This window comes from Exiguobacterium sp. s166 (genome assembly GCF_018618855.1).
GTDB lineage: Bacteria > Bacillota > Bacilli > Exiguobacteriales > Exiguobacteriaceae > Exiguobacterium_A.
In genome coordinates this window covers 63,990-88,409 of sequence record NZ_JACSMU010000002.1, presented here as the reverse complement: position 1 = coordinate 88,409, position 24,420 = coordinate 63,990, and the positions used below count along the sequence as shown (strand labels likewise).

General features: G+C 49.6%; 22 protein-coding genes. 13 read left to right on the top strand and 9 right to left on the bottom strand.

Going from position 1 to position 24,420, the window contains the following annotated elements:
* Positions 1-116: 116 nt before the first annotated feature.
* From KNP93_RS04870 to KNP93_RS15625, 3 genes are read left to right on the top strand one after another with little or no spacing between them, the layout of a single operon-like run.
* Positions 117-1,034 carry an ATP-binding cassette domain-containing protein gene (locus tag KNP93_RS04870; protein WP_214853651.1) on the top strand — a complete coding sequence of 306 codons (918 nt, stop codon included), beginning with the start codon at positions 117-119 and terminating at the stop codon, positions 1,032-1,034.
* A gap of 1 nt (position 1,035) precedes the next feature.
* Entirely contained in the window at positions 1,036-1,614 is a 579-nt protein-coding gene (locus tag KNP93_RS04865) for an ABC transporter permease (RefSeq protein WP_251138670.1), read from the top strand.
* 48 nt (positions 1,615-1,662) lie between these two features.
* A complete protein-coding gene (locus KNP93_RS15625; protein WP_251138669.1) occupies positions 1,663-1,803 on the top strand; it encodes a hypothetical protein in 141 nt (46 codons plus the stop codon).
* Between the two features lie 44 nt (positions 1,804-1,847).
* Here the strand turns inward: KNP93_RS15625 and KNP93_RS04860 are convergent, their stop codons facing one another.
* The 5 genes from KNP93_RS04860 to KNP93_RS04840 all read right to left on the bottom strand — a co-directional run bounded on the left by KNP93_RS04860 (position 1,848) and on the right by KNP93_RS04840 (position 7,152).
* Positions 1,848-3,212 carry an amino acid permease gene (locus KNP93_RS04860; protein ID WP_214853649.1) on the bottom strand — a complete coding sequence of 455 codons (1,365 nt, stop codon included), beginning with the start codon at positions 3,210-3,212 and terminating at the stop codon, positions 1,848-1,850.
* 194 nt (positions 3,213-3,406) lie between these two features.
* Positions 3,407-4,276, bottom strand: coding sequence for a hypothetical protein (locus KNP93_RS04855; protein WP_131502865.1), 870 nt, complete (start codon positions 4,274-4,276; stop codon positions 3,407-3,409).
* A 57-nt stretch (positions 4,277-4,333) separates the two neighbouring features.
* Entirely contained in the window at positions 4,334-4,927 is a 594-nt protein-coding gene (uptA, locus tag KNP93_RS04850) for an undecaprenyl phosphate transporter UptA (protein WP_131502864.1), read from the bottom strand.
* Positions 4,928-5,126: 199 nt separating this feature from the next.
* Positions 5,127-6,449: a Na+/H+ antiporter family protein gene (locus tag KNP93_RS04845; RefSeq protein ID WP_214853646.1), complete on the bottom strand. Its 1,323-nt coding sequence runs from the start codon at positions 6,447-6,449 to the stop codon at positions 5,127-5,129.
* Between the two features lie 151 nt (positions 6,450-6,600).
* A complete protein-coding gene (locus tag KNP93_RS04840) occupies positions 6,601-7,152 on the bottom strand; it encodes a beta-class carbonic anhydrase (RefSeq protein WP_026828619.1) in 552 nt (183 codons plus the stop codon).
* Positions 7,153-7,486: 334 nt separating this feature from the next.
* Between KNP93_RS04840 and adhE the strand changes: the two genes are divergently transcribed.
* Positions 7,487-10,081: a bifunctional acetaldehyde-CoA/alcohol dehydrogenase gene (gene adhE / locus KNP93_RS04835; protein WP_188004126.1), complete on the top strand. Its 2,595-nt coding sequence runs from the start codon at positions 7,487-7,489 to the stop codon at positions 10,079-10,081.
* 95 nt (positions 10,082-10,176) lie between these two features.
* Here adhE and KNP93_RS04830 read toward each other — a convergent pair whose 3' ends face one another.
* A complete protein-coding gene (locus KNP93_RS04830) occupies positions 10,177-10,587 on the bottom strand; it encodes an Lrp/AsnC family transcriptional regulator (protein ID WP_131502861.1) in 411 nt (136 codons plus the stop codon).
* Positions 10,588-10,704: 117 nt separating this feature from the next.
* Here KNP93_RS04830 and KNP93_RS04825 point away from each other — a divergent pair, with 117 nt between their 5' ends.
* The gene (locus KNP93_RS04825) at positions 10,705-11,463 is read left to right on the top strand and encodes an MBL fold metallo-hydrolase (RefSeq protein ID WP_214848496.1); all 759 of its coding nucleotides are present in this window, start codon (positions 10,705-10,707) and stop codon (positions 11,461-11,463) included.
* A 222-nt stretch (positions 11,464-11,685) separates the two neighbouring features.
* Positions 11,686-12,858 carry an IS200/IS605 family element RNA-guided endonuclease TnpB gene (gene tnpB, locus KNP93_RS04820; RefSeq protein ID WP_214854258.1) on the top strand — a complete coding sequence of 391 codons (1,173 nt, stop codon included), beginning with the start codon at positions 11,686-11,688 and terminating at the stop codon, positions 12,856-12,858.
* Positions 12,859-13,020: 162 nt separating this feature from the next.
* On the opposite strand, the gene KNP93_RS04815 is transcribed toward tnpB, so the two are convergent.
* Genes KNP93_RS04815 through KNP93_RS04805 form a run of 3 tightly spaced genes read right to left on the bottom strand, consistent with a single transcriptional unit; the run spans position 13,021 to position 15,021 of the window.
* Positions 13,021-13,515, bottom strand: a complete 495-nt coding sequence (locus KNP93_RS04815; RefSeq protein WP_214848499.1) for an SMI1/KNR4 family protein — start codon at positions 13,513-13,515, stop codon at positions 13,021-13,023.
* Between the two features lie 4 nt (positions 13,516-13,519).
* Positions 13,520-13,969: a hypothetical protein gene (locus tag KNP93_RS04810; protein WP_214853644.1), complete on the bottom strand. Its 450-nt coding sequence runs from the start codon at positions 13,967-13,969 to the stop codon at positions 13,520-13,522.
* A 14-nt stretch (positions 13,970-13,983) separates the two neighbouring features.
* On the bottom strand, positions 13,984-15,021 hold the full coding sequence (locus tag KNP93_RS04805) for a phosphotransferase (protein WP_214853641.1): 1,038 nt from the start codon (positions 15,019-15,021) through the stop codon (positions 13,984-13,986).
* A gap of 162 nt (positions 15,022-15,183) precedes the next feature.
* Between KNP93_RS04805 and KNP93_RS04800 the strand changes: the two genes are divergently transcribed.
* The 7 genes from KNP93_RS04800 to KNP93_RS04770 all read left to right on the top strand — a co-directional run bounded on the left by KNP93_RS04800 (position 15,184) and on the right by KNP93_RS04770 (position 24,322).
* Positions 15,184-16,578, top strand: coding sequence for a hypothetical protein (locus KNP93_RS04800; RefSeq protein WP_214853638.1), 1,395 nt, complete (start codon positions 15,184-15,186; stop codon positions 16,576-16,578).
* A gap of 204 nt (positions 16,579-16,782) precedes the next feature.
* The gene (locus KNP93_RS04795) at positions 16,783-19,500 is read left to right on the top strand and encodes a bifunctional 2',3'-cyclic-nucleotide 2'-phosphodiesterase/3'-nucleotidase (protein WP_214853635.1); all 2,718 of its coding nucleotides are present in this window, start codon (positions 16,783-16,785) and stop codon (positions 19,498-19,500) included.
* An 84-nt stretch (positions 19,501-19,584) separates the two neighbouring features.
* Positions 19,585-20,100 carry a GrpB family protein gene (locus KNP93_RS04790; protein ID WP_214853632.1) on the top strand — a complete coding sequence of 172 codons (516 nt, stop codon included), beginning with the start codon at positions 19,585-19,587 and terminating at the stop codon, positions 20,098-20,100.
* Complete coding sequence (locus KNP93_RS04785; protein WP_214853629.1) at positions 20,093-20,539, top strand: DinB family protein; 447 nt, start codon at positions 20,093-20,095, stop codon at positions 20,537-20,539. Before KNP93_RS04790 ends, KNP93_RS04785 begins: the two co-directional genes overlap by 8 nt.
* A gap of 12 nt (positions 20,540-20,551) precedes the next feature.
* On the top strand, positions 20,552-21,421 hold the full coding sequence (locus KNP93_RS04780) for an alpha/beta fold hydrolase (RefSeq protein WP_188004138.1): 870 nt from the start codon (positions 20,552-20,554) through the stop codon (positions 21,419-21,421).
* A 149-nt stretch (positions 21,422-21,570) separates the two neighbouring features.
* On the top strand, positions 21,571-22,695 hold the full coding sequence (locus KNP93_RS04775; protein WP_188004139.1) for a GTP-binding protein: 1,125 nt from the start codon (positions 21,571-21,573) through the stop codon (positions 22,693-22,695).
* A 103-nt stretch (positions 22,696-22,798) separates the two neighbouring features.
* The gene (locus tag KNP93_RS04770; RefSeq protein ID WP_214853626.1) at positions 22,799-24,322 is read left to right on the top strand and encodes a cardiolipin synthase; all 1,524 of its coding nucleotides are present in this window, start codon (positions 22,799-22,801) and stop codon (positions 24,320-24,322) included.
* The last annotated feature ends 98 nt before the right edge of the window (positions 24,323-24,420 follow it).

Sequence of the window (24,420 nt, the reverse complement as noted above, 5' to 3'; positions counted from 1 at the left end):
AAAATCAACGGGCAAATCCATTTTGGGTTTGCCCCTTTTTGTGCAATCAGCTAAAAAGCGGGTAAAGGTAAGGTAGTTACTAAACGATTGTCTGCCAAGCGAAAGGACGGATGAGCATGATTGAAGTAGATCGGTTGACGAAAGAGTATAACGGAAAAAAAGTCGTGGATCAGATTTCCTTTCATGTCGACAAAGGAGAGATTTTTGCCTTTCTCGGTCCGAATGGCGCTGGTAAATCGACGACGGTCCAAATGCTGACGACGTTGATTGCCGTCTCGTCCGGCAGTGCAACGATCAACCAGTACGACATTCAACGAAATCAAAAGGACGTCCGGTTGCAAATCGGTGTCGCCCTGCAGGAAACGGGCATCGACAATGATTTGACAGGTGAAGAGTTACTGGTGCTGCAAGGGAAACTGTTTGGGTTTTCGCATGACAAAGCCGTCGAACGGGCCGTTGAACTGCTTGAAATCGTCGGATTATCGGCAGACGGGAAACGCCGCGCCGGCACGTATTCCGGCGGGATGAAACGCCGGCTGGATCTCGCATTGACACTTGTCCATCAGCCGACCGTACTGTTTTTGGATGAACCGACGACCGGACTGGATCCGGCAAGCCGTCAGCAAATCTGGACGGAAGTTCGGCGTCTGAATGAAGAATACGGAACGACGATTTTTTTGACGACACAGTACTTGGAAGAAGCCGATCAGCTGGCAGACCGGATCGCCATCATCAATGACGGGAAGCTGATTGCCGAGGGGACAGCGGCAGAGCTGAAAGCGCTGAACGGAACAGAACGGATCGAGGTCGTCCTTGAAGGGGAACAGTCGAGCGAGGCTTTCCGGCGGGCGTTTGATGGTCGGATCGAGAAGGGTCTGATCATTTTGCCGTCCAACGGGACAGAGACGCTGAAGCAGGTCGTCCGCTATCTCGATGAACAGCACGTGACAGCCCGTTCGCTTGTCGTTAAACAGCCGTCGCTCGATGATGTCTTCATTCAATTAACGGGTCAGGCCTATAAGGAGGAGAGCTGATATGTGGCGGGAAACCTTGATTTTAACGAAACGCAGTCTGCTCGTGACCTTACGGAATCCGTTTTCGTTCATCCCGAACTTAATCATCAGTGTCTTTTTCCTGCTTGTTTATACGAGCGGTTTGTCCGGCATCTCGAGTCTGCCCCAGTTCGGCGGCGTCGACTACTTGAACTTCATCCTGCCCGTCTCAATCGTGTCCGGTGCCGTCGGCGGAGCCGGGGGAGCGGGGCAGGCACTCGTCAAAGATATTGAGAGCGGTTATTTTGCCCGCTTGCTGTTGACGCCGGTCTCACGGACGTCAATCGTTCTCGGACCGATGCTCGCCGGGATGTTGCAATTATTCGTTCAGACGTTATTGATTTTCGGAATGGGCTTTTTACTCGGTCTGTCGATTCCGGCGGGCATTAGCGGCTTTTTCCTGACGATTGTCCTCGCGCTCGGCTTCGGTCTCGCGTTCGCTGGCTATTCCGTCGGTGTCGCCTTGAAGACGCGGAACGCCCAGGCGGCACAAGCCGGGACATTGCTGTTTTTCCCGTTGATTTTCTTATCGACGACGTTCGTCCCGAAAGAGTTGATTTAGGCGGAGTGGCTAAAAATTGCCGCGACACTCAATCCGACGACGTATATCATGGAAGGGATGCGGGCCGTCCTGTTACGCGAGACGATTGATTGGAGTGTTTATACGCAGGGTGTCATCGTAGCTGCCGTTTTGAGTATTGCGATGGTCGTATTTGCCGCACTCAACGCGCGCGGAGCCTTGAAGAAATGACAAAACGCTGTCTCCAGATTTTTCAGCCGGAGACAGCGTTTTTTTTAAGAAGATTTAGGTGTGCGTACGACGTAGTAGATGCCGGATAGAATCAAGAAGACGATTCCGATCAAAATCGAGACACGTGTCTCATCGTTGAACAACATCCCGACGAGAACGATCAGCAGCATGACAATCGTAATGTAGTTCGTGAAGGGTGCGCCCGGCATCTTGAACGGATGATCGGCGATCCGGTCCGCTTCGATTTTCCGGTACTGGATGTGGCTGATCAGGATGGCGAACCAGGGTACCATTCCCGGCAAGACTGACGCACTGTAGACATAGACGAAGATATTCGTGTCTTTGCCGAGAAACAATGGCAGGACGATGTCGAGGATGATTCCGACAAAGATACCGGCTGACACGGCAAGGACCGTGTAGAGTGGAATGCCGTTTTTATTGACCTTCAGGAACAGCGACGGCATCTGCCCTTTTTCGGCGAGCGTATAAATCATCCGGCTGGAACTGAAGATACCCGAATTACATCCGGACATCGCGGCCGTGATGACGACGACGTTGATGATGGCAGCCGCCGCCGTGATGCCGACTTTGGCAAAAGTCGCGACAAACGGACTGCCGATATCGGCCAGCTGATCCCATGGATAGACGGTGACGATGATGAAAATTGCTCCAACGTAGAAAATCAGGATCCGCCAGATGACGCCGTTGATGGCACGGGTGATGTTCGTTTCCGGATCCTTCGTCTCCCCGGCTGTCACACCGATTAGTTCAACGCCGATATAAGACGCGAAGACAATCGAGAGGGCGAAGAAGAAGCCGCTGACGCCGTTGGTGAAGAAGCCACCGTGTGACCACAGGTTTGAGAAGCCGATCGGCGTCCCGTCGTTTCCGAAACCAAACAGAATGATGCCGAGACCGGCGATGATCATCAGGATAATTGTGATAACTTTGACGGAGGCAAACCAAAATTCGAGTTCACCAAACATTTTGACCGAGGCGAGGTTCGCAAGCGTCAGGATGACGATGACGACGACACCCGGAATCCAGGTCGGTAGATCCGGCCACCAAAACCGCATGTAGGTCCCGACGGCAATGACTTCACTCATCCCGACAATGACCCAGTTGAAAATGTTGCTGCTCGCCGTCATGAAGCCGGCTGCCGGATGAATGTAATCATTCGCGAACTTTGCATACGATCCGGTGTGTGGATGGGTGTAGACCATCTCACCTAAGGCGCGCATGATTAAAAAGATGAAGGCCCCTGCCAACATGTAGGCAAGAATGACAGATGGACCGGTCCAGGCAATCGTACTTGACGATCCAAGAAATAGGCCGACGCCGATGGTCCCCCCTAAGGCAATCATTTGTACTTGTCGTGCTGTTAATTCCCGCTTTAAGTTCGATTCCATAAGTACCCCCATGTACCAAAAAATGATTACTCTTGAACTTGTCAGACAAGTCCGAAACACTATAACCATGAGTATACTATCTTAAAAAAGAGAATTGAAAGCTTTTTCTGAAAACATTTTCGTTTTTCCTAATATAAATGAAAAGAAATGAAAAAAAGCCGAACCCCTTCAAAATGAAGGGATTCGGCAACTTGTCATTTTGGAATGAAATCTGTAAACGTTCCCGCATAAAGACGGGTATCCGTAGAGAGGACGATTCGGTTTTGGCGCATTTTGATGGTTCCTTGCAGCGGAGAGCCTTTTTCCGACTCGAATAAAATCCGTGCCATCTCGACATACCTATCGCCTTCCCGCTTTAGCAAATACGTATGTTCATTGTCCGTTGAAATCAAATACCCGCCTTGGACGACGAAATCTGAAAAGTGCCGACGCGGGACTTGATAGCTTGTACTGTTTCCTTGATGAAAGTGGACGACCCGGTAATCCGGATGATAAAAGAACCAGGCATCGTCCGACGCACAGACGTTCAGCGCATAACAGTCATCAATCGGATAATCCTTGTTCTTAAAAACGGCTTGTCCAAATTCATCGAAGACTACTAATCCAAAAGAACCAACCGAATTGGTCACGGCATCGGCAAAGACGCCCTCATCGAAGTAACTGACCCAAATTTGGTTTTTTTCATCAATATGGACGTTTTGAATCCCGTCATCAAGACAAAAACTATCGAGGAGATGTCCCGCTGAATCGTAAATAAAAGCATTCGGCAGCCACAAACCGTCGATATCATCGTCGCATCGTGAAGCGACAAGGAGAATCCGTCCGTCAGAAAATGAGTCGACATAACTGAAATCTGTTTCGGCTTGAGCGATGATCGTCGTTGTCCGCCATTGGTCATGCAGACGATGGACATGCAGTACGTTCCGATGTCGCTTTGTATCATAAATTTCTTCAATCATCATGATTTGTCCTGAAATCGTCAATCCCGTGGCAATGTGTTTACCGGTAACTTGAGACGCCGTAACGCGGTCGAGGTGAATTTTTAATGTGTTGGAAGTATCCAAGATAAGTCGCTCCTTTTTAAAAACAGTCTGCCGCGGGGACAGACTGCAAAACTTGAATTAGGTTGTACGTTGACGCTTTTTCAGGAAGACATATAAGAGAATCATAACGACAGCAGCAATCAGGACACCGTTCGTATAAGGTGCGGCCACTTCTTTAATCGAGCGCCAGTTCGTTCCGAGCGTCTCACCGAGGTAGAGGAAAAGAATCGACCAGGGAATGATGGCGAGGACAGTGTAGAATGAGAATTTCGTCTGATCCATTTTTGCAAGACCGGCTGGAATCGAAATCGCATGACGGACGACCGGAATGAAGCGGGCTCCGAAAATGACGCCTTGTCCGTATTTCAGGAACCAGCGTTCTGCGAGATCGAGATGGTGTTCCGTAATCAGCAGGTACTTTCCGTATTTTAAAATTAATGGTCGACCGCCGTAACGGGCAAACCAGTATAAAAATAATTGCGAAAACAAACCGCCGATGACAGCAGCAACAACGGCAAGCGGCCAACCGATCGTTCCTTGGGAAATCATGAATCCGCCGTAAGACAAGACGATTTCGCTCGGAATGATCTCAATCATCAATCCTAAGGCAATACCGAAATACCCTAGATCAGCGAGGTATAATAAAACGTTATTAACAACTTGAGATAACACATCGAACACTCCTTCAGCTTCACTTCATTCCTTTATATTAGAGAAGAAAGCCGGAAAATGAAAGAAAAAATCTTTAATCTGACGAAGCAAATATTTACTAAGCATCTTTAAGTAGAAGGTACAGCCCGTTTAATGAAGCAAAATGATTCAAAAAAAGAACCAATACCGATTACGGCATTGGTTCCTGAAAACATACTTTTTATAACACCATCGCGGCAATCGTTCCGAAAACGAGCAGCGGCAGATTGTAGTGCAGGAATGTCGGGATGACGGTTTCCCGCATGTGATCATGCTGTCCGTCAGCGTTCAGTCCACTTGTTGGACCGAGCGTCGAATCGGATGCCGGGCTTCCGGCGTCGCCAAGGGCACCGGCCGTCCCGATGATAGCAATCGTCGCTTCCAGACTGAATCCGTACTGGACACAAAGCGGGACGAAAATCGCAGCGATGACAGGAACCGTCGAGAAACTCGAGCCGATCCCCATTGTGACGAGCAGTCCGATCAATAGCATGACGAAAGCGGCAACGAGTTGGGAATCGCCCATCAAGGCTTTTGAATTCTCAACGAGCGGATCGATGTCACCGGTTTTCCGGAGGACGTTCGAAAATCCATTCGCTGAAATCATGACGAATCCGATGAACGACATCATTCGCATACCTCGGGTGATGACATCGTCTGCTTCACTGAAGCGGACGAGACGAAGAAGGAGAAACAGGACGAGACCTGTTGTCGCAGCAAAAATCATCGATTCGGTCGTCAGCTGGACAGCGAGTGTCGCGAGGACGACGAGTCCGCTGAGGAACAATTTTGTTTTCGTGATGACGGGAATCTCATAGTCGTCCGGTGCGATGTTCCTCATTTCGTATTCCCGTGGTTTCCGGTAAACGTAAAGACCGATCAACAGACCAACGAGCATTCCGAGTGCCGGAATCGCCATTGCCTGAATGACGGAAGCACCAGCCGTGTCCATTCCGTTTTTCGAAATGTTCGGCAAAAGGATCTGGTTCAAGTAGATATCCCCGAAGCCGACCGGCAGGAACATGTACGGTGTGACGAGACCAAACGTCATGACGATGGCAATCAGGCGACGGTCAATCTTCATCTCATTAAACAGACCGAGGAGCGGTGGAATGATGATCGGGATGAAGGCGATGTGAATCGGCAAGACGTTTTGTGAGCTGATCGCGAGCAACAAGATTGCAAAGACGATAAAGCCTTTTAACTTCTTGACTGACGCCGCGTCAGCGGATCCTTTTGAACGGTTGATCAGAGCATGTGCCAACGCATCCGGAAGTCCGGTTTTCGACAAGGAGACAGCAAACGCACCGAGTAAGGCATAACTGAGGGCGATTTCGGCCCCGGCGCCAAGTCCTTCAGCAAACGTCGCGATCGTCTTGTTGATGCCGAGACCGCCGATCAGTCCGCCGGCGACGGCACTGAGAACCATCGCGAGGACGATATGGACCCGGAAGATGGCTAAAAGAAATAATAGAGCAACGGCAATAATGACTGCATTAAACATGAACTAAAACCACACTTTCTTTTGGTATCACTGTACTATACTAAAGTATCATACAGACCGATCTTTTGACTGTCAAGAAAAAAACACAAAAAAGGTATGACCGACGTCAAATTGAGGCCGGCCATACCTTTTTTCTTCATTAAAACGTGATTCAGCAATCGACTTGGTCGAGTTTACCTGTTCCCGGATCGATGACAAGTCCGTGGACTTCCGTACCCGGTGGCAACAATGGATGGTTTTTGATCAGTCCGACCGAGTGGCTGACATTTTCTTCGACCGATGTGAAGCCGCGTAACCATTGCTTCAAATCGACGCCGGAAGCATCCAGCGTGTGCAGAACCTGTTCATTGATGCCACGATCCTGCATCTCGGCGATCATCTTCGCCGGGTCAATCGTGCTCATGCCGCAGTCATGATGTCCGATGACAATGACTTCCTCTGCTCCAAGAGCATAGAGCGCGACGAGAATCGACCGCATGACAGATCCGAATGGATGGGACAGGACGGCTCCGGCATTTTTGATGATTTTCGCATCACCGTTTTTCAGACCAAGTGCGTGGGGAAGGAGCTCCGTCAAACGTGCATCCATACAGGTCAGAATCACAACCTTCTTATCCGGGAACTTATCCGAGATGAATGGTTCGTATTGTTTTTCTTCAACGAACTGTTGATTAAACGCAAGCATTTGATTAACGACTGACATTGAAACTTCCTCCTTTAAGACAAATGAATGATGGAACTATTCCTAGCGTACACGATGAACGATTGGTCAGACAAGCCGATTCATCGATTGCTGTGACAGTTATCACAGGAGCGGTACAAAAAAGCAAATCCTTACGTCAGAACAGGTTGTTTCTTTGAAAACGCTATCATTCATGTGAAATAGTTCACAGGATAGCCATGCACAAATGTAACAAAAGGCGGTATGATTGATTTGTGAAGGAAAGCACAAACTATTGAAAATCAGCTTGGCATTCCTAACATCTAATAGGGAATTGCAGACTCAGATTCGTTCCAAAATAGGGAGGAAACCTAACATGGCTGTCAAAGAAAAAATCAAACAAGATGTCTCACCTGTCGAACAAGCAATCAATCAAATCGTCGCGAAAGGTCAAACAGCACTTCAAGAATTACTGACATTTGATCAAACGAAAATCGATACGATCGTGCGGGACATGGCGCTCGCCGGTCTTGAACGTCACGTCGAACTGGCGCGTCTCGCGGTTGAAGAGACAGGACGCGGTGTCTTTGAAGATAAAATGATCAAAAACATGTTCGCAACAGAATACATCTACAATAGTCTCCGGAATGAAAAAACGGTCGGGATTTTAGAAGAAGACGTCCAAAACGGTATCACGTACATCGCGGAACCGGTCGGTGTCGTCTGTGGCGTCACACCGGTGACGAATCCGACGTCAACGACGATGTTCAAAGCGTTGATCGCGATCAAGACGCGTAACCCGATTGTGTTCGCCTTCCATCCATCAGCACAAAACTGTTCCCTCGAAGCAGCGAAAACATTACGCGATGCGGCCGTCAAAGCGGGTGCACCGAAAGATTGTATCCAGTGGGTCGAACAACCGTCACTTGAAGCAACAAAAGTTTTGATGAACCATACCGACATCGCGATGGTCCTCGCGACAGGCGGAGCCGGCATGGTCAAATCCGCTTACTCAACCGGTAAACCAGCACTTGGTGTCGGGCCGGGTAATGTACCGTGTTACATCGAAAAATCAGCTAAAATCAAACGCGCCGTCAGTGATTTGGTTCTCTCCAAAACATTTGATAACGGAATGATTTGCGCGTCCGAGCAAGCCGTCATCGTCGACCAGGAAATTTATGCGGAAGTCCGGGCAGAGATGGAAGCACTCGGTTGTTACTTCTGTACACCGGATGAGAAAAAACGTCTCGAAGCACTCGTCATCAAAACCGATACATGTGCCGTCAATGCGGATATCGTCGGAAAACCTGCGACATGGATTGCAGCAAAAGCCGGCATCGATGTTCCGGGCAACACCGTCATGCTCGTCGCGGAACTCGAAAAAGTCGGGGCTGAAGAACCGTTATCACACGAAAAACTAAGTCCGGTTCTCGGTGCGTACAGCGTTGCGTCAACGAATGACGCCTTCCATGTCGCGGAACGGATGCTTGAAATCGGCGGACTCGGTCATACGGCGGTTATTCACACAACAGATGATGAGTTGATGACAGCGTTTGGTCTCCGGATGAAAGCCTGCCGGATTCTCGTCAACAGTCCGTCAGCACACGGCGGAATCGGCGATCTCTACAATGAATTGACACCGTCACTCACACTCGGTTGCGGATCATACGGGAAAAACTCGGTCTCAGAAAACGTAACGGCGAAACATCTACTCAATGTCAAAAAGGTGGCGAGACGACGCGTGAACATGCAGTGGTTCAAAGTACCGGAAAAGATTTTCTTTGAGAAAAACTCGGTTCAATACTTGAAATCGATTCAAAATGTCTCACGGGCGTTGATCGTCACCGACCAATCGATGGTTGAGTTCGGTTATGCCGACAAAGTCATCCGTAACTTGCCTGCAGGCGTCAGCTACCGGATCTTTGACCAGGTCGAACCGGATCCATCCGTGACGACCGTTCAAGTCGGTGCCCAGGCGATGCGTGACTTTAAACCGGACCTGATCATCGCCCTCGGTGGCGGATCGGCGATGGATGCTGCGAAAGGGATGTGGTTGTTCTACGAGCAGCCAAACGAAACGTTCTCGAACCTCCGTCAAAAATTCATGGATATCCGGAAACGGGCCTATAAATTCCCGGAACTCGGTAATAAAGCGAAGTTCGTCGCCATTCCGACGACATCCGGTACGGGATCAGAAGTCACACCGTTCACTGTCATCACCGATAAAGAGAAAAACGTTAAGTATCCGATTGCTGACTATGCGTTGACACCAGACGTCGCCATTGTTGATCCGGAGTTCGTCATGACGGTGCCTGCCTCTATCACGGCCGATACAGGGATGGATGTCCTGACCCACGCGACGGAAGCTTTCGTCTCTGTCCTTGCGAACGACTACACGGATGGATTGGCATTAAAAGCAATCAAGATGATTTTTGAGTACTTGCCACGCGCTTACGATAACGGTTCAGACGCCGAAGCACGCGAAAAAGTCCACAATGCGTCCACGATGGCCGGAATGGCGTTTGCCAATGCCTTCCTCGGCATCAACCACTCGATCGCACACAAAATCGGTGGGGAGTTCCACACACCACACGGTCGGACGAATGCGATCCTGATGCCGCACGTCATCCGTTACAATGCAACAAAACCAACAAAACTGGCCGCTTTCCCGAAATACGAATCGTTTATTGCAGATGAACGGTATGCGGAAATCGCCCGTTACCTCGGTCTGCCGGCAGCGACGACAGAACAAGGTGTCGAATCATTCATCCAAGCTGTCAGTGAACTCGGACAACGCCTCAACATCAAGATGTCGTTCAAAGCCCAAGGAATCAAAAAAGCCGACTTTGAAGCGAAACTCGACAAGATGGCCGTCGATGCGTTTGAGGATCAATGTACGACTGCGAATCCGAAAATGCCGCTCGTGACGGAACTCCGTCAAATCATGGAACTCGCTTACGAAGGTATCTAATAGAGAGAAAAACATCATGGCAATTCAAAAGAGCCTTGCTTCCGGTTAACGGAGGCAAGGCTTTCGTGTGTTCATAATCGTGAAGTAAAGTTTACTCATTTGTTAATCACGATCGATAACTGATAATTCACATGCTCATTTAATTCAGTTAAAAACGAATCCAGTTCCTTGTTCGATGGAAAACGACACTCCAATAGATAACAACTGTCCCCGCTGATTTTATAATTATTCAGAACATATAATGGATGTTTTTTGAGAAACGAGAGATACGGCTGGTGATGGGTATCTTTCGTATAGATACTAATCATCGCATGAATCGTATAGCCCATCTTTAAAGGGTTAACAAGAATCGTATACCCTTCGATGATGCCTTGATCCTCTAATTTTAAAACCCGGGCCGATGTTGCGGGTCCACTTAAGTGAATTTTTTGACCCAATTCTTTCATCGTGATCCGGCTGTTTTGTGACAGCTCGTTGATGATTTGTAAGTCCGTTTGATCCAACACGATTTCAAATCCCTTCATAAGTAAAGTAAAACGGCAAAAATACCTTCAGTAAGCTCTGTATCGGGATGACGTTCAAATTATATACTAGGCTCCTAACAACGAAAAGGAGTGGTATACATGAACATCCAACATATCCGTAATGCAACGTTAAAACTGGACTATGCCGGTAAAACATTTTTGATTGACCCGTTTTTAGCAGACAAGGGAGCATATCCGGCATTTCCAAATTCGGCACGACAAGATCAAAAAAATCCGTTAAACGAATTGCCGGTTTCACTCGACTCTATTATCGAGGCAGATGCTGTCATTGTCACACATTTGCACCTCGATCATTGGGACGATGTGGCAAAAGAAGTACTATCAAAAGACATTCCTTTGTTCACTCAGAATGAACAGGATGCCCAAGAAATTAGAAACAGCGGATTCCAAAACGTCAAAGTCTTACAAGAAGATACCGTTTTTGAAGGAATTCAGTTGATTCAAACAAAAGGCGAGCACGGCAGAGGACCCATTTTGGAAATCGCCGGTTCGGTATGCGGAGTCGTCTTTAAACATGAAGATGAAAAAACCGTATATATCGCTGGCGACACGGTCTGGTATGAAGAAGTGGAGAAAGTGATCAAGCAGCATCAACCGGAAGTCATCGTCGTCAACGCAGGCGACAACCAGTTTGTGGAAGGTGGCTCACTGGTGATGGGAGCGGAAGACGTCTTAGCTGTCCACGAGGCCGCACCAACCGCACGGATTCTTTCCGTCCATATGGAAGCTGTGAATCACTGGGCATTGTCTCGGACAAATTTAAGAACGTTTGCCGTTGAACATCACTTTTCTTCTCAACTCATCGTGCCGGAAGATGGCGAGCGGTTTGTGTTTTAAGTTTAACTGGAGTTGCCGTAATTTTTGGAGGCACTCATTTTGAAACAGATAGAGAAACGGTCTTTATGGACAAAAGAATTTGTGCTGTTATCAAGTATCAACTTTTTCTTGATTTTTATCAAAATTAGGCGAGAATACTCCCACTTCTAAACGAAGTGAAAGTGGGAGATGAATCGCTGGCCTGCCTTTCGGGTATATTCCCCTTGAAGGAGGTGAAAAATGGTGTTGAAGCACAAGGCCTACAAATTCAGAATCTACCCCACAAAAGAGCAGGAAATCCTGATTGCGAAGACAATCGGGTGTTCGCGCTTCGTTTTTAACCACTTCTTGGCGAAGTGGGAGAAAATGTACAAGACCACTGGAAAAGGACTGTCCTACGGTTCTTGTTCTAAAGAAATTCCTTTGTTGAAGCAGGAGTTCGACTGGTTGAAGGAAGTCGATAGTACATCTGTTCAGATCAGCGTCAAACATCTTGCTGATGCGTTTGACCGCTTCTTCAAGAAGCAGAATAAACGCCCTCGATTCAAGTCCAAGCGCCATCCCGTCCAGTCGTACAAGACCAACATCCAAGGCAAAAACCAGCTTCCTGAAGTCTCGATTGGATGCAACAAGCTCAAACTTCCGAAGCTGAAATGGGTTCGTTTCGCCCATTCGAAACAGGTCACAGGCCGTATCTTGAACGCCACAATCCGAGGTAACGCGTCAGGAAAACACTTCGTTTCCCTGCTCGTCGAGCAGGAGATCAACGAGCTGCCGAAGACCGGTTCATCTGTCGGCGTCGACGTCGGACTCAAGAACTTCGCCATCCTGTCGGACGGCACGATCTATAAGAACGACCGTTACTTCCGTAAGCTCGAGAAGAAACTGGCGCGCGAACAGCGCAAGCTCTCCCGCCGTCAACGCATCGCTTTGAACAAGAAAGTCACGCTTTCCGAGGCGAGGAACTATCAGAAGCAGAAGCGAAAGGTTGCCCGTATCCATGAGAAGATCGCCAACAAGCGAACAGACTTCCTGCACAAGGTATCGAACGAAATCGTCAAAAACCACGACGTCATCGGCATCGAGACCTTGCAGGTGAAGAACATGCAGAAGAACCGCAAGTTGAGCAAGGCCATCTCGGACGTCAGCTGGTCGGCGTTCTTCCGCATGCTGGAGTACAAGGCGGAATGGTACGGGAAGACCGTCGTGAAAGTCGGCAAGACCTTTGCTTCCAGTCAACTGTGCTCGAGTTGCGGCCATCAACACAAAGACGTGAAGCATCTTGGCTTGCGTGAATGGACATGTCCGAATTGCGGCATCCACCACGACCGGGATGTGAACGCAGGACTGAATCTTAAACGAGAGGCTGAACGAATCTTGGCTTCTTCAACCGTCGGGACGACGGGGCTAGCCTGATCAGGTTTCGACCGGTAGGTCGGATAACTCAGGAATCCTCCACCTCTAAGCAAAGCGTAGGTGGAGGTAGTTCAACAGTTGCTGCGAAAGTTTGCGGGGAACCTGCTATTCCTTCTCTTTAAACCGCGTATTACCAAAACAAATTTGAATCGTTAACCAGTATCAACGAAACCAGTTCCAATACATCGTCCCTTGCGAAACAATCAGATAATCAAGCCACTTATCGAAGGAGAACGGGAGTCGTTCGAAATCAGAATCTTCGTACGTCAGGAATTCACCGGTCCAGATCCGATTGCCACCTTCACTGATCGATTCGCAAACGAGCCATTCGCCGTCAGGTCCGGCACCAATCGGGATAAAGCCCGGTGGACATTCCCAAATCGGGAGGTACGTCAAAATATCATCAATCGAAAACAACTCGAAACCTCCACCGCCGTCCGGCGTGAAATAAAGACGAGCACCATTGTGAATACTTAAAAAATGTACGATTTCTTTTGGTGTGTCTTTTGGGAGTCGAGCCAATTCTTCGGGGCTGGCGCCTGAGTGGAAGGTGAACGACTCGACCTCGACGTATCCTTCTTCCTTTTGCACTTCGAGCTGACCGTTTTCTAAGCGGGCCTGTAATTGAAGTAATGTTTCCATCCCTGCCTGATACATGTCTTTAGTTCATCTCCTTCAAAAAGTCTTTTGCGACTCGATTCTTTGGTTCCATCCGTAAGATTTCATTCGCCACAGCGAGGGCTTCCTGTTTTGGTGTGACTTGATCGGGCACTTCCGCTAAAAATAACAAATACTCCAGGAAAGTGACGTCTTGACGATGGGTCAGGGCAACTATTCGCTGAACATGGTCATACGCTCGGTAGTAGGCGCGGTCATAATGACAAAAAGGATGGATCAATAGACCAAACGCTAACTCGTGCAGTTTGACTGTTTCTTTTTGTTCAATCAGATAACAGACGAACTGATACAAAATGTCTGTCTCGTGATCAAAGGCGTCCCCGATGAATTCATCACTGATTTCATCGATGTCATACGTCTCAAATAAGATTTTTGCCTTGCCGAATTGATTCATTTTAATCAGTGTCGTGAGGTAAGTGTAATCGATTGGCATTTAAATCCAGTTCCTTACTGAAAAGTACTCGTCGTGTTCTGTTGACTGTCATGCCACCACATTTTAATCACCGGACACAGCGCTTCGTAGTCTTTGAGTGCTTTTAACGTCTCGTGCACCTGTTGAACGGCAACTTGTTGCTCCTTTTCAGTTACGGGTTCAAGGTGAAGAGCTTTGGACAGACTATAGGCAAGCCATCCGAGTTTACTCGCATATCCAGCAGACAGAGCGGGCTCAAGAGGGTAGTCAAGTCGACCGCCTGCCGAACGATACCCTTTGACGAATGCCTCGAAATGATTTCGTCGCACACGATTTTGCTCATCGAGCGACCAATAGAGGACTGTTTCTAAAAAATCGTGCATCGGATGAATCGGACCGGCCGATTCCCAGTCGATGAGAACCGGTGCACCGCACTTCCATAACACGTTTTTGGCATCCAAATCGCGGTGACTGAGGACCGATGTTCCTCGCCATTGTTTTAGGGCAGAAGACGCTTCGTTGTCCCAACGCTTGATTCGTCTTAAATCCGACAAGTAAGGTTCTAGCACTGTGAGTCCTTGCTGACGGATTTTTTCTGCGAATGTGTCCCATGGAAGCGGAGACTCTGGTGATGCAGGGGTTTGTTGAATCGTCAGCGAGGACAGGTCCGCAGCGTGGATCTGCGCCAACTGTTCGCCGATCAGTTCAGCGTGGCTCGGTGTGACTTGGTTAATCGGCAAGATCGAACCGTCCACCCACGGGAAGACAAGGTAATAGTGTGTACCGATTTGTTGCAAGGCAGATCCATCAATCGTCAAGGCAGGCAGAGCGGAGACTTTGCCTGCTAAAGCGTTGACAATCCGTTCCGAGTCGATGAAGTTTTGTCGTGCGGTCGGACGAGAAAGGATGGATGGATTCAGCAACTTCACCGCATATGTCCCGGTCGTTGTCTGAATTTGATTCATCTGATGCAGGAGACCACCGGACAGTACTGTCGGTTTCGTAAGCAGTTGACCAATTTTTGATTGCTTGATGATGTTCTCAAAGAGTATTTGATTTGCTTTTGTCGTCACGTCGTTCCTCCTCGTAAAAGCAAAATCCCTCTTCCATACAGATTTGGTTATAATTAGAGTATATCGTACAGAAACGACTAGAAGTCATTGAAATTAGGCGGTTGGCGTTTCTGAACGGCATAGAACAGGAATAATCAAACAAAGGAAAAGGAGGGATTGACGATGGAGCAACGACAAGAGCGGCGCAACAGGCGTTTCTCGATTATGGATTTCGTGTTCGGGATCGGGTTCGGGCTCATCTTCTTTGCCGTGTTATATGGCCTGATGACAGTCGTAACCGGACAAATCGAGTCTTCCAGTGATTATCAGTCACTCGTGAAGCAAATGCAGGACGCGGACGTTACCTGGGGAAGCAGCGACGTGACGGTCACACTGATGTTGCTGTTTATCGGTGGACTCGACGTAACGATGCCGGCTGCCGTCCGGGAAGCAATCATCAACCAAGTAACTGGTGCCAGTTCGGCCGGTGATGTCCTGTCTATCTTCGGAATCGATTTGAACCAGGTTCTATCACCGCTGACGTTCGACGTGACGTATGGTTCCTTGTTGCTGTCGGTATTTGGTATCGTTTTTGTTTTTATTCTCTTTTTAATGATGCGGATCAAAGCCAACCGGCTCGGCTGGACAGTCCGGTCCGTCAGTTTTTTGATAACGGCGTGGATTGGCTGGTTCATGCTCGTTCAGCGCAGTGATTCGATTCCCTTTTTATCGTTCCAGGACGGTGTGTTGACCCAAGGGTTGCTTGCGCTCGGCATCGTGATTGCATTAAGTTATCTGGCCCTGTATCCGCAAGGGTTGTCCGGGTTGGCGGCAGCCGCCCGGGGAAGCTTGCTTGTCTTAATGTTTGCGAGCTGTCTTCAGCTGTATCTCGTCGTGACGGATGAAACGCAGTATGACGGGGATTCGGCCCTTCGGACAGCTTTGACCGTCGCCAGTCTTGATGCCGGCAGCGGCGGCATGTATGAATTGTTGCATGGTGGACAGATCACCTATAAGGCGAATGTACTCGGTGCGGATGTTGATGTCCCGGTGACGATGCTGAACGGTGAGACCTCGACCGGTCAATTAAATCAATCGATTGAAGATGTTCTGGAAGAAGTCGACACCGATCGGGTGACGGAACAACTGTTGACGATTATCGGCGGGGAACGACCTGATTTGTCGGATACCCGGTTGAATCTCGAACCGATCGATTACGGCATCGCCCGGCAGACGATTCAAGCGCTTGATGCTGAATCGGCCGGAGTCACGCCGGAGCCGGTCAACTCGGAAAGTGCGTACTGGGTCTTGATTCTGATTCCGTTCCTACTGTATCTGCTTGCCGGTATCCGGTCCTTCAAGACCATCCTTGATCCGATTGTCTTCGCTGTCCTCGTCGGGGTCACGAGTTTCCTCGTCGCTCAAGCGACGACGGCAGACTTTACGGTCGCTTGGCGCAATGAAGCGCTGTTGCAGTTTTCACAGCAACCGACCGGACTGACACCGCTCTATGTTGCTGGAATGGCATTGATTGCCGGATTGATCGGATTTGTCATCAAACGAAAACCAACTGTATAGTCCATGGCGCCGGTCGACCTGAAAGGGCAGACCGGCGCTTTTTCTTTGGCATGTAAAGTTCATTTAAAGATTATTAAGCCAGTATTTGGAATTAGTTAAGCAGGTTAAATAAGACGGATGTCCGACCTATTCAAAGAAGCTATAAGCTACAATGAAAGCGTGTTAAATTAGTTGAGCAGTCAATTATACTTAGGGGGAAATCAGATGAAACAAATCACGAAAATCGTTATTGCCAGCACGTTGATCGCACCGATGCTTGCGCCCGTCATTCAAATCAAGACACTCGCCGCCGATAACAGCGTCGTCAAACTTCGTTTTTTAGAGACTACTGATTTACATACTAACTCGATGAACTACGATTACTTCAAGGATGTGCAAGATGAGACGATTGGTCTTGTCAAAGCGGCAACCGTCATTAAACAGGAACAAAACGTCGTCGGCGAAGCCAACAGCTTCGTATTCGACAATGGGGATACGTTACAAGGGACACCATTTGGCGATTACGTCAAAAATCAGTACGACAAAGGCAACAAAGGGAAACATCCGATGTACGAACTGATGGAATACATCGGTTATGACGCCGTGACACTCGGCAACCACGAGTTTAACTTCGGGCTCGACTTCCTGAAGTCAGCGATGAAAGCATCAAGCGGCGAAATCAAATTCGTGAACTCGAATGTGCTCGATGCCGTTACGAAAAAACCGATCGTTTCCGAATTCAACACGGACGGGAAAGATTATCAAATCATCGAACGTCAAGTCAAAGACCAAAACGGTCAGATGAAAACGGTCAAAGTCGGTGTCTTTGGTGTCGTCACTCCACAAATCATGGCGTGGGATGCCGGAAACCTGACAGGAAAAGTGACAGCGGAAGATATCGTACCGGTCGCTAAAGCAACGGCGAAGAAATTAAAAGATGCCGGTGCAGATGTCGTCGTCGCACTTGCGCACACAGGAATCGGTGATACAGCGGATCAAAAAGACGGCGATGAAAATGTCGGGTACGCGTTGACAAAAATCGCGGACATCGATGTCTTGATGACGGGTCACCAGCACGGAAAATTCCCGGACAAGACATCAGCGTTCAATAACTTACCGAACGTCGACGCAGCAAACGGTCTCATCAACGGCAAACCGGTTGTCATGGCCAACACACAAGGGAAAAACGTCGGCGTGATTGATTTGCAATTGAAGCAGGACGGCGAGAAATGGATCGTCGATACAGCCGGATCAAAACTGGCAGACGTCACAAAAGACACGGCAGCTGATGCCGGTGCCGTCAAATTGATTGAAAAAGCACACGAAGGCACACTTGCCTACATCCGCCAGCAAGTCGGAACAATCAATGATGATATCCAAAGCTTCTTTGCGCTCGTTCAGGATGACGATTCCGTCCAGTTCGTCACGAACGCGCAAAAATGGTACGTCGAGAAACAACTGAAAGAAAATGCCGATCTCGCCCAATATAAAGATTTACCGCTCCTGTCTGCCGGTGCACCGTTTAAAACCGGCGGTCGCAATCAAGTGAACGCGTCAGACTATACGTTGATCAAAAAAGGACCGATCGCGTTGAAAAACGTCGCCGATCTGTATGTTTATCCGAACACACTCGAAGTCGTCAAAGTGACAGGAGCTGACGTCAAAAACTGGCTCGAGATGTCAGCCGGTCAATTCAACGAAGTGACGGATGCGCAGACAGATTTGCTGAACAAAGAGTTCCGCAGCTACAACTTCGATATTCTGGACGGTTTGACGTACGATATCGACATCACGAAACCGGCGAAGTTTGATTTCAACGGGGTGGTCGTCAAAGAAGACGCAAGCCGTGTTCAAAACATCAAATACCAAGGCAAGGAAATCACGGATGATCAGGAGTTCCTCGTCGCAACGAACAACTACCGTGCCGGCAGCGCAAGCTTCCCTGGTCTCGGCGGCGGAAAGAAAATCGTCTACAAATCGGCTTACGAAACACGCAACGTCATCTCGGATTTCATCAAAGCAAAACAACCGGTTGATTATCAAGCGGACAACAACTGGTCACTCGTCGCAAGCAAACCGATCACGGTTGATTTTGATTCAGCCGAAGCCGCAGCGGACTACACGAAACGTTACGAAGGCATCACGAACACGGGCGTCAAACGCGCCGGTGAGACCGGTACGTTCCTGAAGTTTAAACTCGACGTCCCGATGAAAGACTTTAACGTCAGCGTCAGCGCTGTGAAACCGGGAGCAAAACTTGTCACGGGAACAGCGGTTGCCGGAGCAAAAGTTACAGTCAAACGCGGCACGACAGTCCTTGGCACGACGACAGCCGACGAAACCGGCAAGTATGCCGTCACCGTCCGTCCGGTCAAACTGCGTGACAAGTTGACGGTCGTCTCGGAGCTCGGTTTCATGAAAAAAGAAACGACGGTCACGGTCGGAACAGGTGTCGTGGCGACGCCGGCCATCGACAAGAAATCAGCCGTCTACGGTTCGACGGTCTTGACAGGAAAAGCAACGGAAGGACTCGATGTCACGCTCTATAAAGGGTCGACGAAAATCGCGAAAGCGAAAACGACGGCAAGCGGCTTCAAGATTCCGGTCAAAAATGGTCTGATGACGGGCACGTACACAGTCAAGTCGACGGACATCTCAAACAAGATTACGAAAAAGGCGTCATTTACGATTAAAAATACGTATCCGGTCAAAAAATGGGCGGGTAAAAAGACCTTGACGGGCAAAGTGGAAAAACGTCAAATCGTCCGCTTGTTCGAAAAAACAAGCAGCGGTTACAAATTGATTGCGCAGGACGTTGCCGACAACCACGGCAACTACGTCCTGAAGATGCGGACCGGTCTTGCGACAGGGTCATACAAGATGAACATCTATACAGCATCTGATCGTCTCGATCAATCGCGTTACTTCATCACGAAAAAATAAGGCAGGAAAACGGCTTCTCGTCTGAGGAGTCGTTTTAGTTTTGCAGAAAAAACTGGCATACTATATACGAGGGGAGCGGATAGCATGCGGCAAGTCATCGTCACACCATATCAAGCGTCGTGGCCGGAGGCGTTTCAAGAGGCAAAAGAGCAGTTGGAGAAGATTTTCGGCGAACGTCTGCTGGCGGTTCATCATATCGGCAGTACATCGGTTCCGGGATTGTTGGCTAAACCGATTCTCGATATTCTGCCGGTCGTCGATTTAATCGACGGGATTGAAGCGTTTGACGCAGCGATGGAACAGATCGGCTATGAAGCGAAAGGGGAGTTCGGGATGCCCGGGCGCCGCTATTACCGGAAGGGCGGAGACGCGCGGACGCATCACATTCATCTTTATGCAAGCGGCAACCCGGAAATCACCCGTCACGTCGTCTTTCGGGATTACTTGCGGGAACATCCGCACGAAGTCGAAGCGTACAGTACAATCAAAGAGCAACTGGCGAATTGGTATCCGGAAGACATCAGTGCCTACATTGCCGGAAAGGACAGCTTCGTTAAAGCGATGGAACAACGGGCACTCGCCTGGTGGTCGCATGACTGACTGGCAACAGGCACTTGACCGGCATGTTGGTGTCGGCGTCCGGACGACACGTGAGCTGATCCGGCTGATTCAGCCGGAGGATTGGGACAAACGTCCGATTTCCGGCAAACGGTCCGTCTATGAAGTGGCGGTTCATCTCGCTGTGTTGCTCGAAGCCGATCTGCGGATTGCAACAGGGGCGACGGCGGACGAGATGGCACAGTTCTATGCCGTTCCGGTGCGGCCGGAGCAACTTGTCGACCGGCTAGAGCAGTCGTGGCGGTATTATCAAGATCGGCTTACGGCCGGTTTTTCGACGGAGACGACCTACTGGGGCGTCACCGATAATTCGACCGGTTGGCTGCTGGAAGCAGCTGTTCACTTGTACCACCACCGGTCACAGTTATTTGATTACTTGAACCTGCTTGGGTATGACATCAAGTTAGATTTGTTTGAATAGGAGAGGATTTTAATGGAACGGATTGTCGATACAGCAGACGGCCGCTTTGATACACGCTTGACGGGGACGGGCAATGTGACATTCATTCTTGATCACGGGATGATGTCGAGTCATTACCAATGGGGCTGGCTCCGCGGGGAACTTCTGAAACAGGGACGGGTCTTTGAATATTCCCGACTCGGTTACGGTCGATCGACCCGTGGCAAAACGAAACGGTTGTTTACGCAACAAGCGGACGAACTGGAACGGGTCCTCGCGTTGCTTGGGATTAAAGGACCGTTCGTCTTCATCGGGCATTCACTCGGCGCCTACATCTCGCTTGAACTCGGACGCCGCCGTCCGGACGAGACGGCCGGAATCGTTCTGCTCGATCCGTCGCATCCGGAAGTCGATGCCGAACTGCCGAACTGGTACGAACGGACGCAGGAGGAATGGAACCGCTTTTTGTATGTTTTAAGTCATGTCCGGCCACTCGCCTGGCTGATTCCGGATGATCTCGGCGCGCGGATGTTTACGAGTCTGCCGGAAGCCGACCGCATTCCGATGTGGCGGAATATGGCACGGAAAAACCACTGGCGGGGGACGCTCGATGAGTGGCAGGCAGTCGAAGCGAATAATCAGCACGTCTTGGAAGTCGTCGAGCATATCACGCCGCCGGTCCTCGTGTTATCCGCATCGGACTGGGCCGGCGGAATGCCTGAGAACTGGCTGAACCCGGAACTGACGAAGCGAATCAATGCGGCGCATGAACGGTTTGCTGCGAGTCTGCCGGACGCGGAATTTCACGTCATTCCGGACACGAATCATTATACGATTGCCGGTTTTTCGGAAGAGGCTGCGACAACGATCGTCCGCTTGATCCGCAACGCCTTTTTTAAATAAGTTTGATTCCTGGATCCCGTTTCCATGACGCCTTGAGGATTGTCATGGAAGCGGGAATTTTTTAATGGTGTAAAACAGCAGTTGACAGGCTAAACCGGAACGATTACTATTTAAAACGTAATGATTCCGATTTAAAAAGGAGACTGTGTATGAATCCGATTCCGATCACCGTCTTGTCCGGCTACCTGGGTGCCGGCAAGACAACTGTATTAAATCATCTGTTGAACAACCGGCAAGGACGCAAGCTGGCCATCATCGTCAACGATATGAGTGAAGTCAATATCGATGCCGTGTTGATTGAACAAGGCGGCTTTTCACGGACGGAAGAATCATTCGTGACGCTATCGAACGGTTGCATCTGCTGTACGCTGCGGGACGATTTATTACTCGAAGTCCGGCGCCTCGTTGATCAAGGCGATATCGACGGCATCGTCATCGAATCGAGCGGAATTTCGGAACCGATTCCGGTCGCCCAGACGTTTACATACCTGGATGAAGACAGTCGGATCGATTTGACGGAGACGACGAAAATCAATGCGATGGTGACGGTCATCGACGGCTATCGTTTTCTGAAAGACTTTGAATCCGGTGAATCGTTGATTGAGCGGCAACAGGCGGTCGACGAGACCGACGTCCGGGAAGTCGTCGATCTCCTCGTCGATCAGGTCGAGTTCGCGGATATCATTTTGCTGAACAAGATCGACCGGTTGACCGAGTCGGAAAAACATGATGTCACAAGCTACTTAAAGGCGCTCAATCCGATCGCCAAACTGATTGAGACGACCCACGGGCAAGTCGATCCGGCTGAGATTCTTGACGTTGATCTGTTTGACTTCGAACAGGCGGCAGCAAGTGCCGGCTGGATCCGTGAGCTGAACGCCGAGGAACACGTCCCGGAAACGGAAGAATACGGCATCAGCTCGTTCGTCTATAAGCGCGATGTCCCGTTTCATCCCGAACGGTTGATGGCGTTGATTGAAGCCTGGCCGGAAGAAATCGTTCGCGCGAAGGGCTTTGTTTACCTTGCGACCCGTCCGGAAATCGCCTTGCTGTTCCATCAGGCGGGATATGCGTCGAATATGGAATATGCCGGACGCTTCGAGTCAGTCGCGGATCGCCGGACGGAACTCGTTTTGATCGGGATTGGTTTCGATCAGGTAACGCTTGAAGCAGAGTTCGACACCTGTCTTGTTCAAGAGGACGAAACGGATTGGGCCAGCCTGAGTGATCCGATTCCGGGACGCGAGCTGTACGATCTGAATTTTTCAAAATAGGTCAACTTTTCAAGAAATCACATCTGTGGTTTCTTTTTTTGCTATATTTTTAGAGAAGAAAGGGAATTAGAAGAACAGAGTACGTTACAGAGGAGGAAGTCTAGTGCGCAATCGGATTTTACAGTTCGCGCTCGTGTTTTTAGTCGCAGGCGGAATCATTTGGGGACTATACCAATTGGGCTACCTGTTTTATGTTTTGACGATTTCCGCGACCGTTGTACCCTTGGCCGTCATCATGATTATCTTCATCGAGAACCGGACGGCGGAGTCGACGATTGCCTGGTTTTTAGTTTTGATCTTCTTACCGATTCTCGGTGTCATCATCTGGATGATGTTCGGGCGCAATCCGCGCCGCCGTCGCCGGAACCGGCGGTCGCACGATGAACGGATGTTGCTTAAACAGGCAATCCGTCCCGTCCGGTCGCTCGCGGTCAGTGAGTTGCCGCCGAACCACCTGAAGCTTGCCAATACGATCCGTAACTTTGGCGGTGGTGGGGTCGACGTCCATACAGCCAGTCAAATCCTGACGAACGGCAACGAGACGTTCCCGGAAATTCTACGGATGATCCGCTCCGCCAAGCATCATGTTCACATCCAGTATTACATTTACCGGAACGACGAGACCGGGCAGGCGATCCGCGAAGCATTGATTGACCGGTTGAACGACGGAGTCGAAGTCCGGTTCATGTTTGACGGTCTTGGCAGTTACATGCTCGGCGAAGGATTTTTGAAACCGCTCCGGGAAGCCGGGGCGAAGATTGCCGCCTACGATCCGATTTCCAGTCCGTTGTTCATCTTTACGGCGAACTTCCGCAATCACCGGAAAATCGTTGTCGTCGATGGAAAAATCGGTTTTACCGGGGGGCTGAACGTCGGCGACGAGTATGACGGAAAAAGTAAGAAGTTCGGCTTTTGGCGCGATACCCACCTCCGGCTCGAAGGACGGGCCGTCAAGGAACTGCAGGCGACGTTCCTTGACGATTGGCTCTACGCCCATTTAGAAGGCAGTGATACGTGGGAGACGTTTGCCGGCGAAGGGGCAATCGATCAGTACTTCCCGAAACACGATGTCGAGACCGACGGCGCGGTCCAGATTGTGACGAGTGGACCGACGTCAAAAGATCCGGCGATCCGGAACGCTTTGATTGCCGCCATCATCTCGGCCCAGCGGTCAATTTGGATTTCAACACCGTATTTGATTCCCGATAACGAGACGATGACACTGCTCCGTCTCGCGGCCCGTGCCGGACTCGATGTTCGGATTCTGACACCGGGTAAGGGGGACAGTTTTACGTCCTACTATGGAACACGGTCTTATTTCGGACCCTTGCTAAAAGACGGAGTCAAAATTTATACGTACAACCGTCATTTCATCCATGCCAAACTGTTTCTCGTCGACGGAAAGATTGCCGTCGTCGGAACGGCGAACATGGATATCCGGAGTTTCGTCTTGAACTACGAACTGATGGCCTTCATGTATGATTCCGAGAGTGCGGCCCGGCTCGAGCGCGATTTCATCGATGATTTCGACGTCTCGATTCAGTTGTCCTCGGCGGATTATCTCAAACGGCCGATGCGGTTCCGGATCTTTGAATCGTTCTCCCGTTTGATTTCGCCATTGTTATGATGACAAACGCACCATCCTTGATTTTCAGAGGACTGGTGCGTTTTTTGATTAGTTGTGACTTGAAACGGGAACAACAACTCTTATACACTATTAGTGTA

Excerpts from the sequence above, each read along its gene's own strand:
- KNP93_RS04780 (WP_188004138.1), top strand. The coding sequence starts at position 20,552 with ATGGAACGGATTGTCGATACAGCAGACGGCCGCTTTGATACACGCTTG.
- KNP93_RS15625 (WP_251138669.1), top strand. The coding sequence starts at position 1,663 with ATGGAAGGGATGCGGGCCGTCCTGTTACGCGAGACGATTGATTGGAGT.
- KNP93_RS04860 (WP_214853649.1), bottom strand. The coding sequence starts at position 3,212 with ATGGAATCGAACTTAAAGCGGGAATTAACAGCACGACAAGTACAAATG.
- KNP93_RS04810 (WP_214853644.1), bottom strand. The coding sequence starts at position 13,969 with ATGCCAATCGATTACACTTACCTCACGACACTGATTAAAATGAATCAA.
- KNP93_RS04815 (WP_214848499.1), bottom strand. The coding sequence starts at position 13,515 with ATGTATCAGGCAGGGATGGAAACATTACTTCAATTACAGGCCCGCTTA.
- KNP93_RS04825 (WP_214848496.1), top strand. The coding sequence starts at position 10,705 with ATGAACATCCAACATATCCGTAATGCAACGTTAAAACTGGACTATGCC.
- KNP93_RS04785 (WP_214853629.1), top strand. The coding sequence starts at position 20,093 with ATGACTGACTGGCAACAGGCACTTGACCGGCATGTTGGTGTCGGCGTC.
- KNP93_RS04800 (WP_214853638.1), top strand. The coding sequence starts at position 15,184 with ATGGAGCAACGACAAGAGCGGCGCAACAGGCGTTTCTCGATTATGGAT.
- KNP93_RS04840 (WP_026828619.1), bottom strand. The coding sequence starts at position 7,152 with ATGTCAGTCGTTAATCAAATGCTTGCGTTTAATCAACAGTTCGTTGAA.
- KNP93_RS04775 (WP_188004139.1), top strand. The coding sequence starts at position 21,571 with ATGAATCCGATTCCGATCACCGTCTTGTCCGGCTACCTGGGTGCCGGC.
- KNP93_RS04790 (WP_214853632.1), top strand. The coding sequence starts at position 19,585 with ATGCGGCAAGTCATCGTCACACCATATCAAGCGTCGTGGCCGGAGGCG.
- KNP93_RS04795 (WP_214853635.1), top strand. The coding sequence starts at position 16,783 with ATGAAACAAATCACGAAAATCGTTATTGCCAGCACGTTGATCGCACCG.
- KNP93_RS04845 (WP_214853646.1), bottom strand. The coding sequence starts at position 6,449 with ATGTTTAATGCAGTCATTATTGCCGTTGCTCTATTATTTCTTTTAGCC.
- KNP93_RS04870 (WP_214853651.1), top strand. The coding sequence starts at position 117 with ATGATTGAAGTAGATCGGTTGACGAAAGAGTATAACGGAAAAAAAGTC.
- KNP93_RS04865 (WP_251138670.1), top strand. The coding sequence starts at position 1,036 with ATGTGGCGGGAAACCTTGATTTTAACGAAACGCAGTCTGCTCGTGACC.
- adhE (WP_188004126.1), top strand. The coding sequence starts at position 7,487 with ATGGCTGTCAAAGAAAAAATCAAACAAGATGTCTCACCTGTCGAACAA.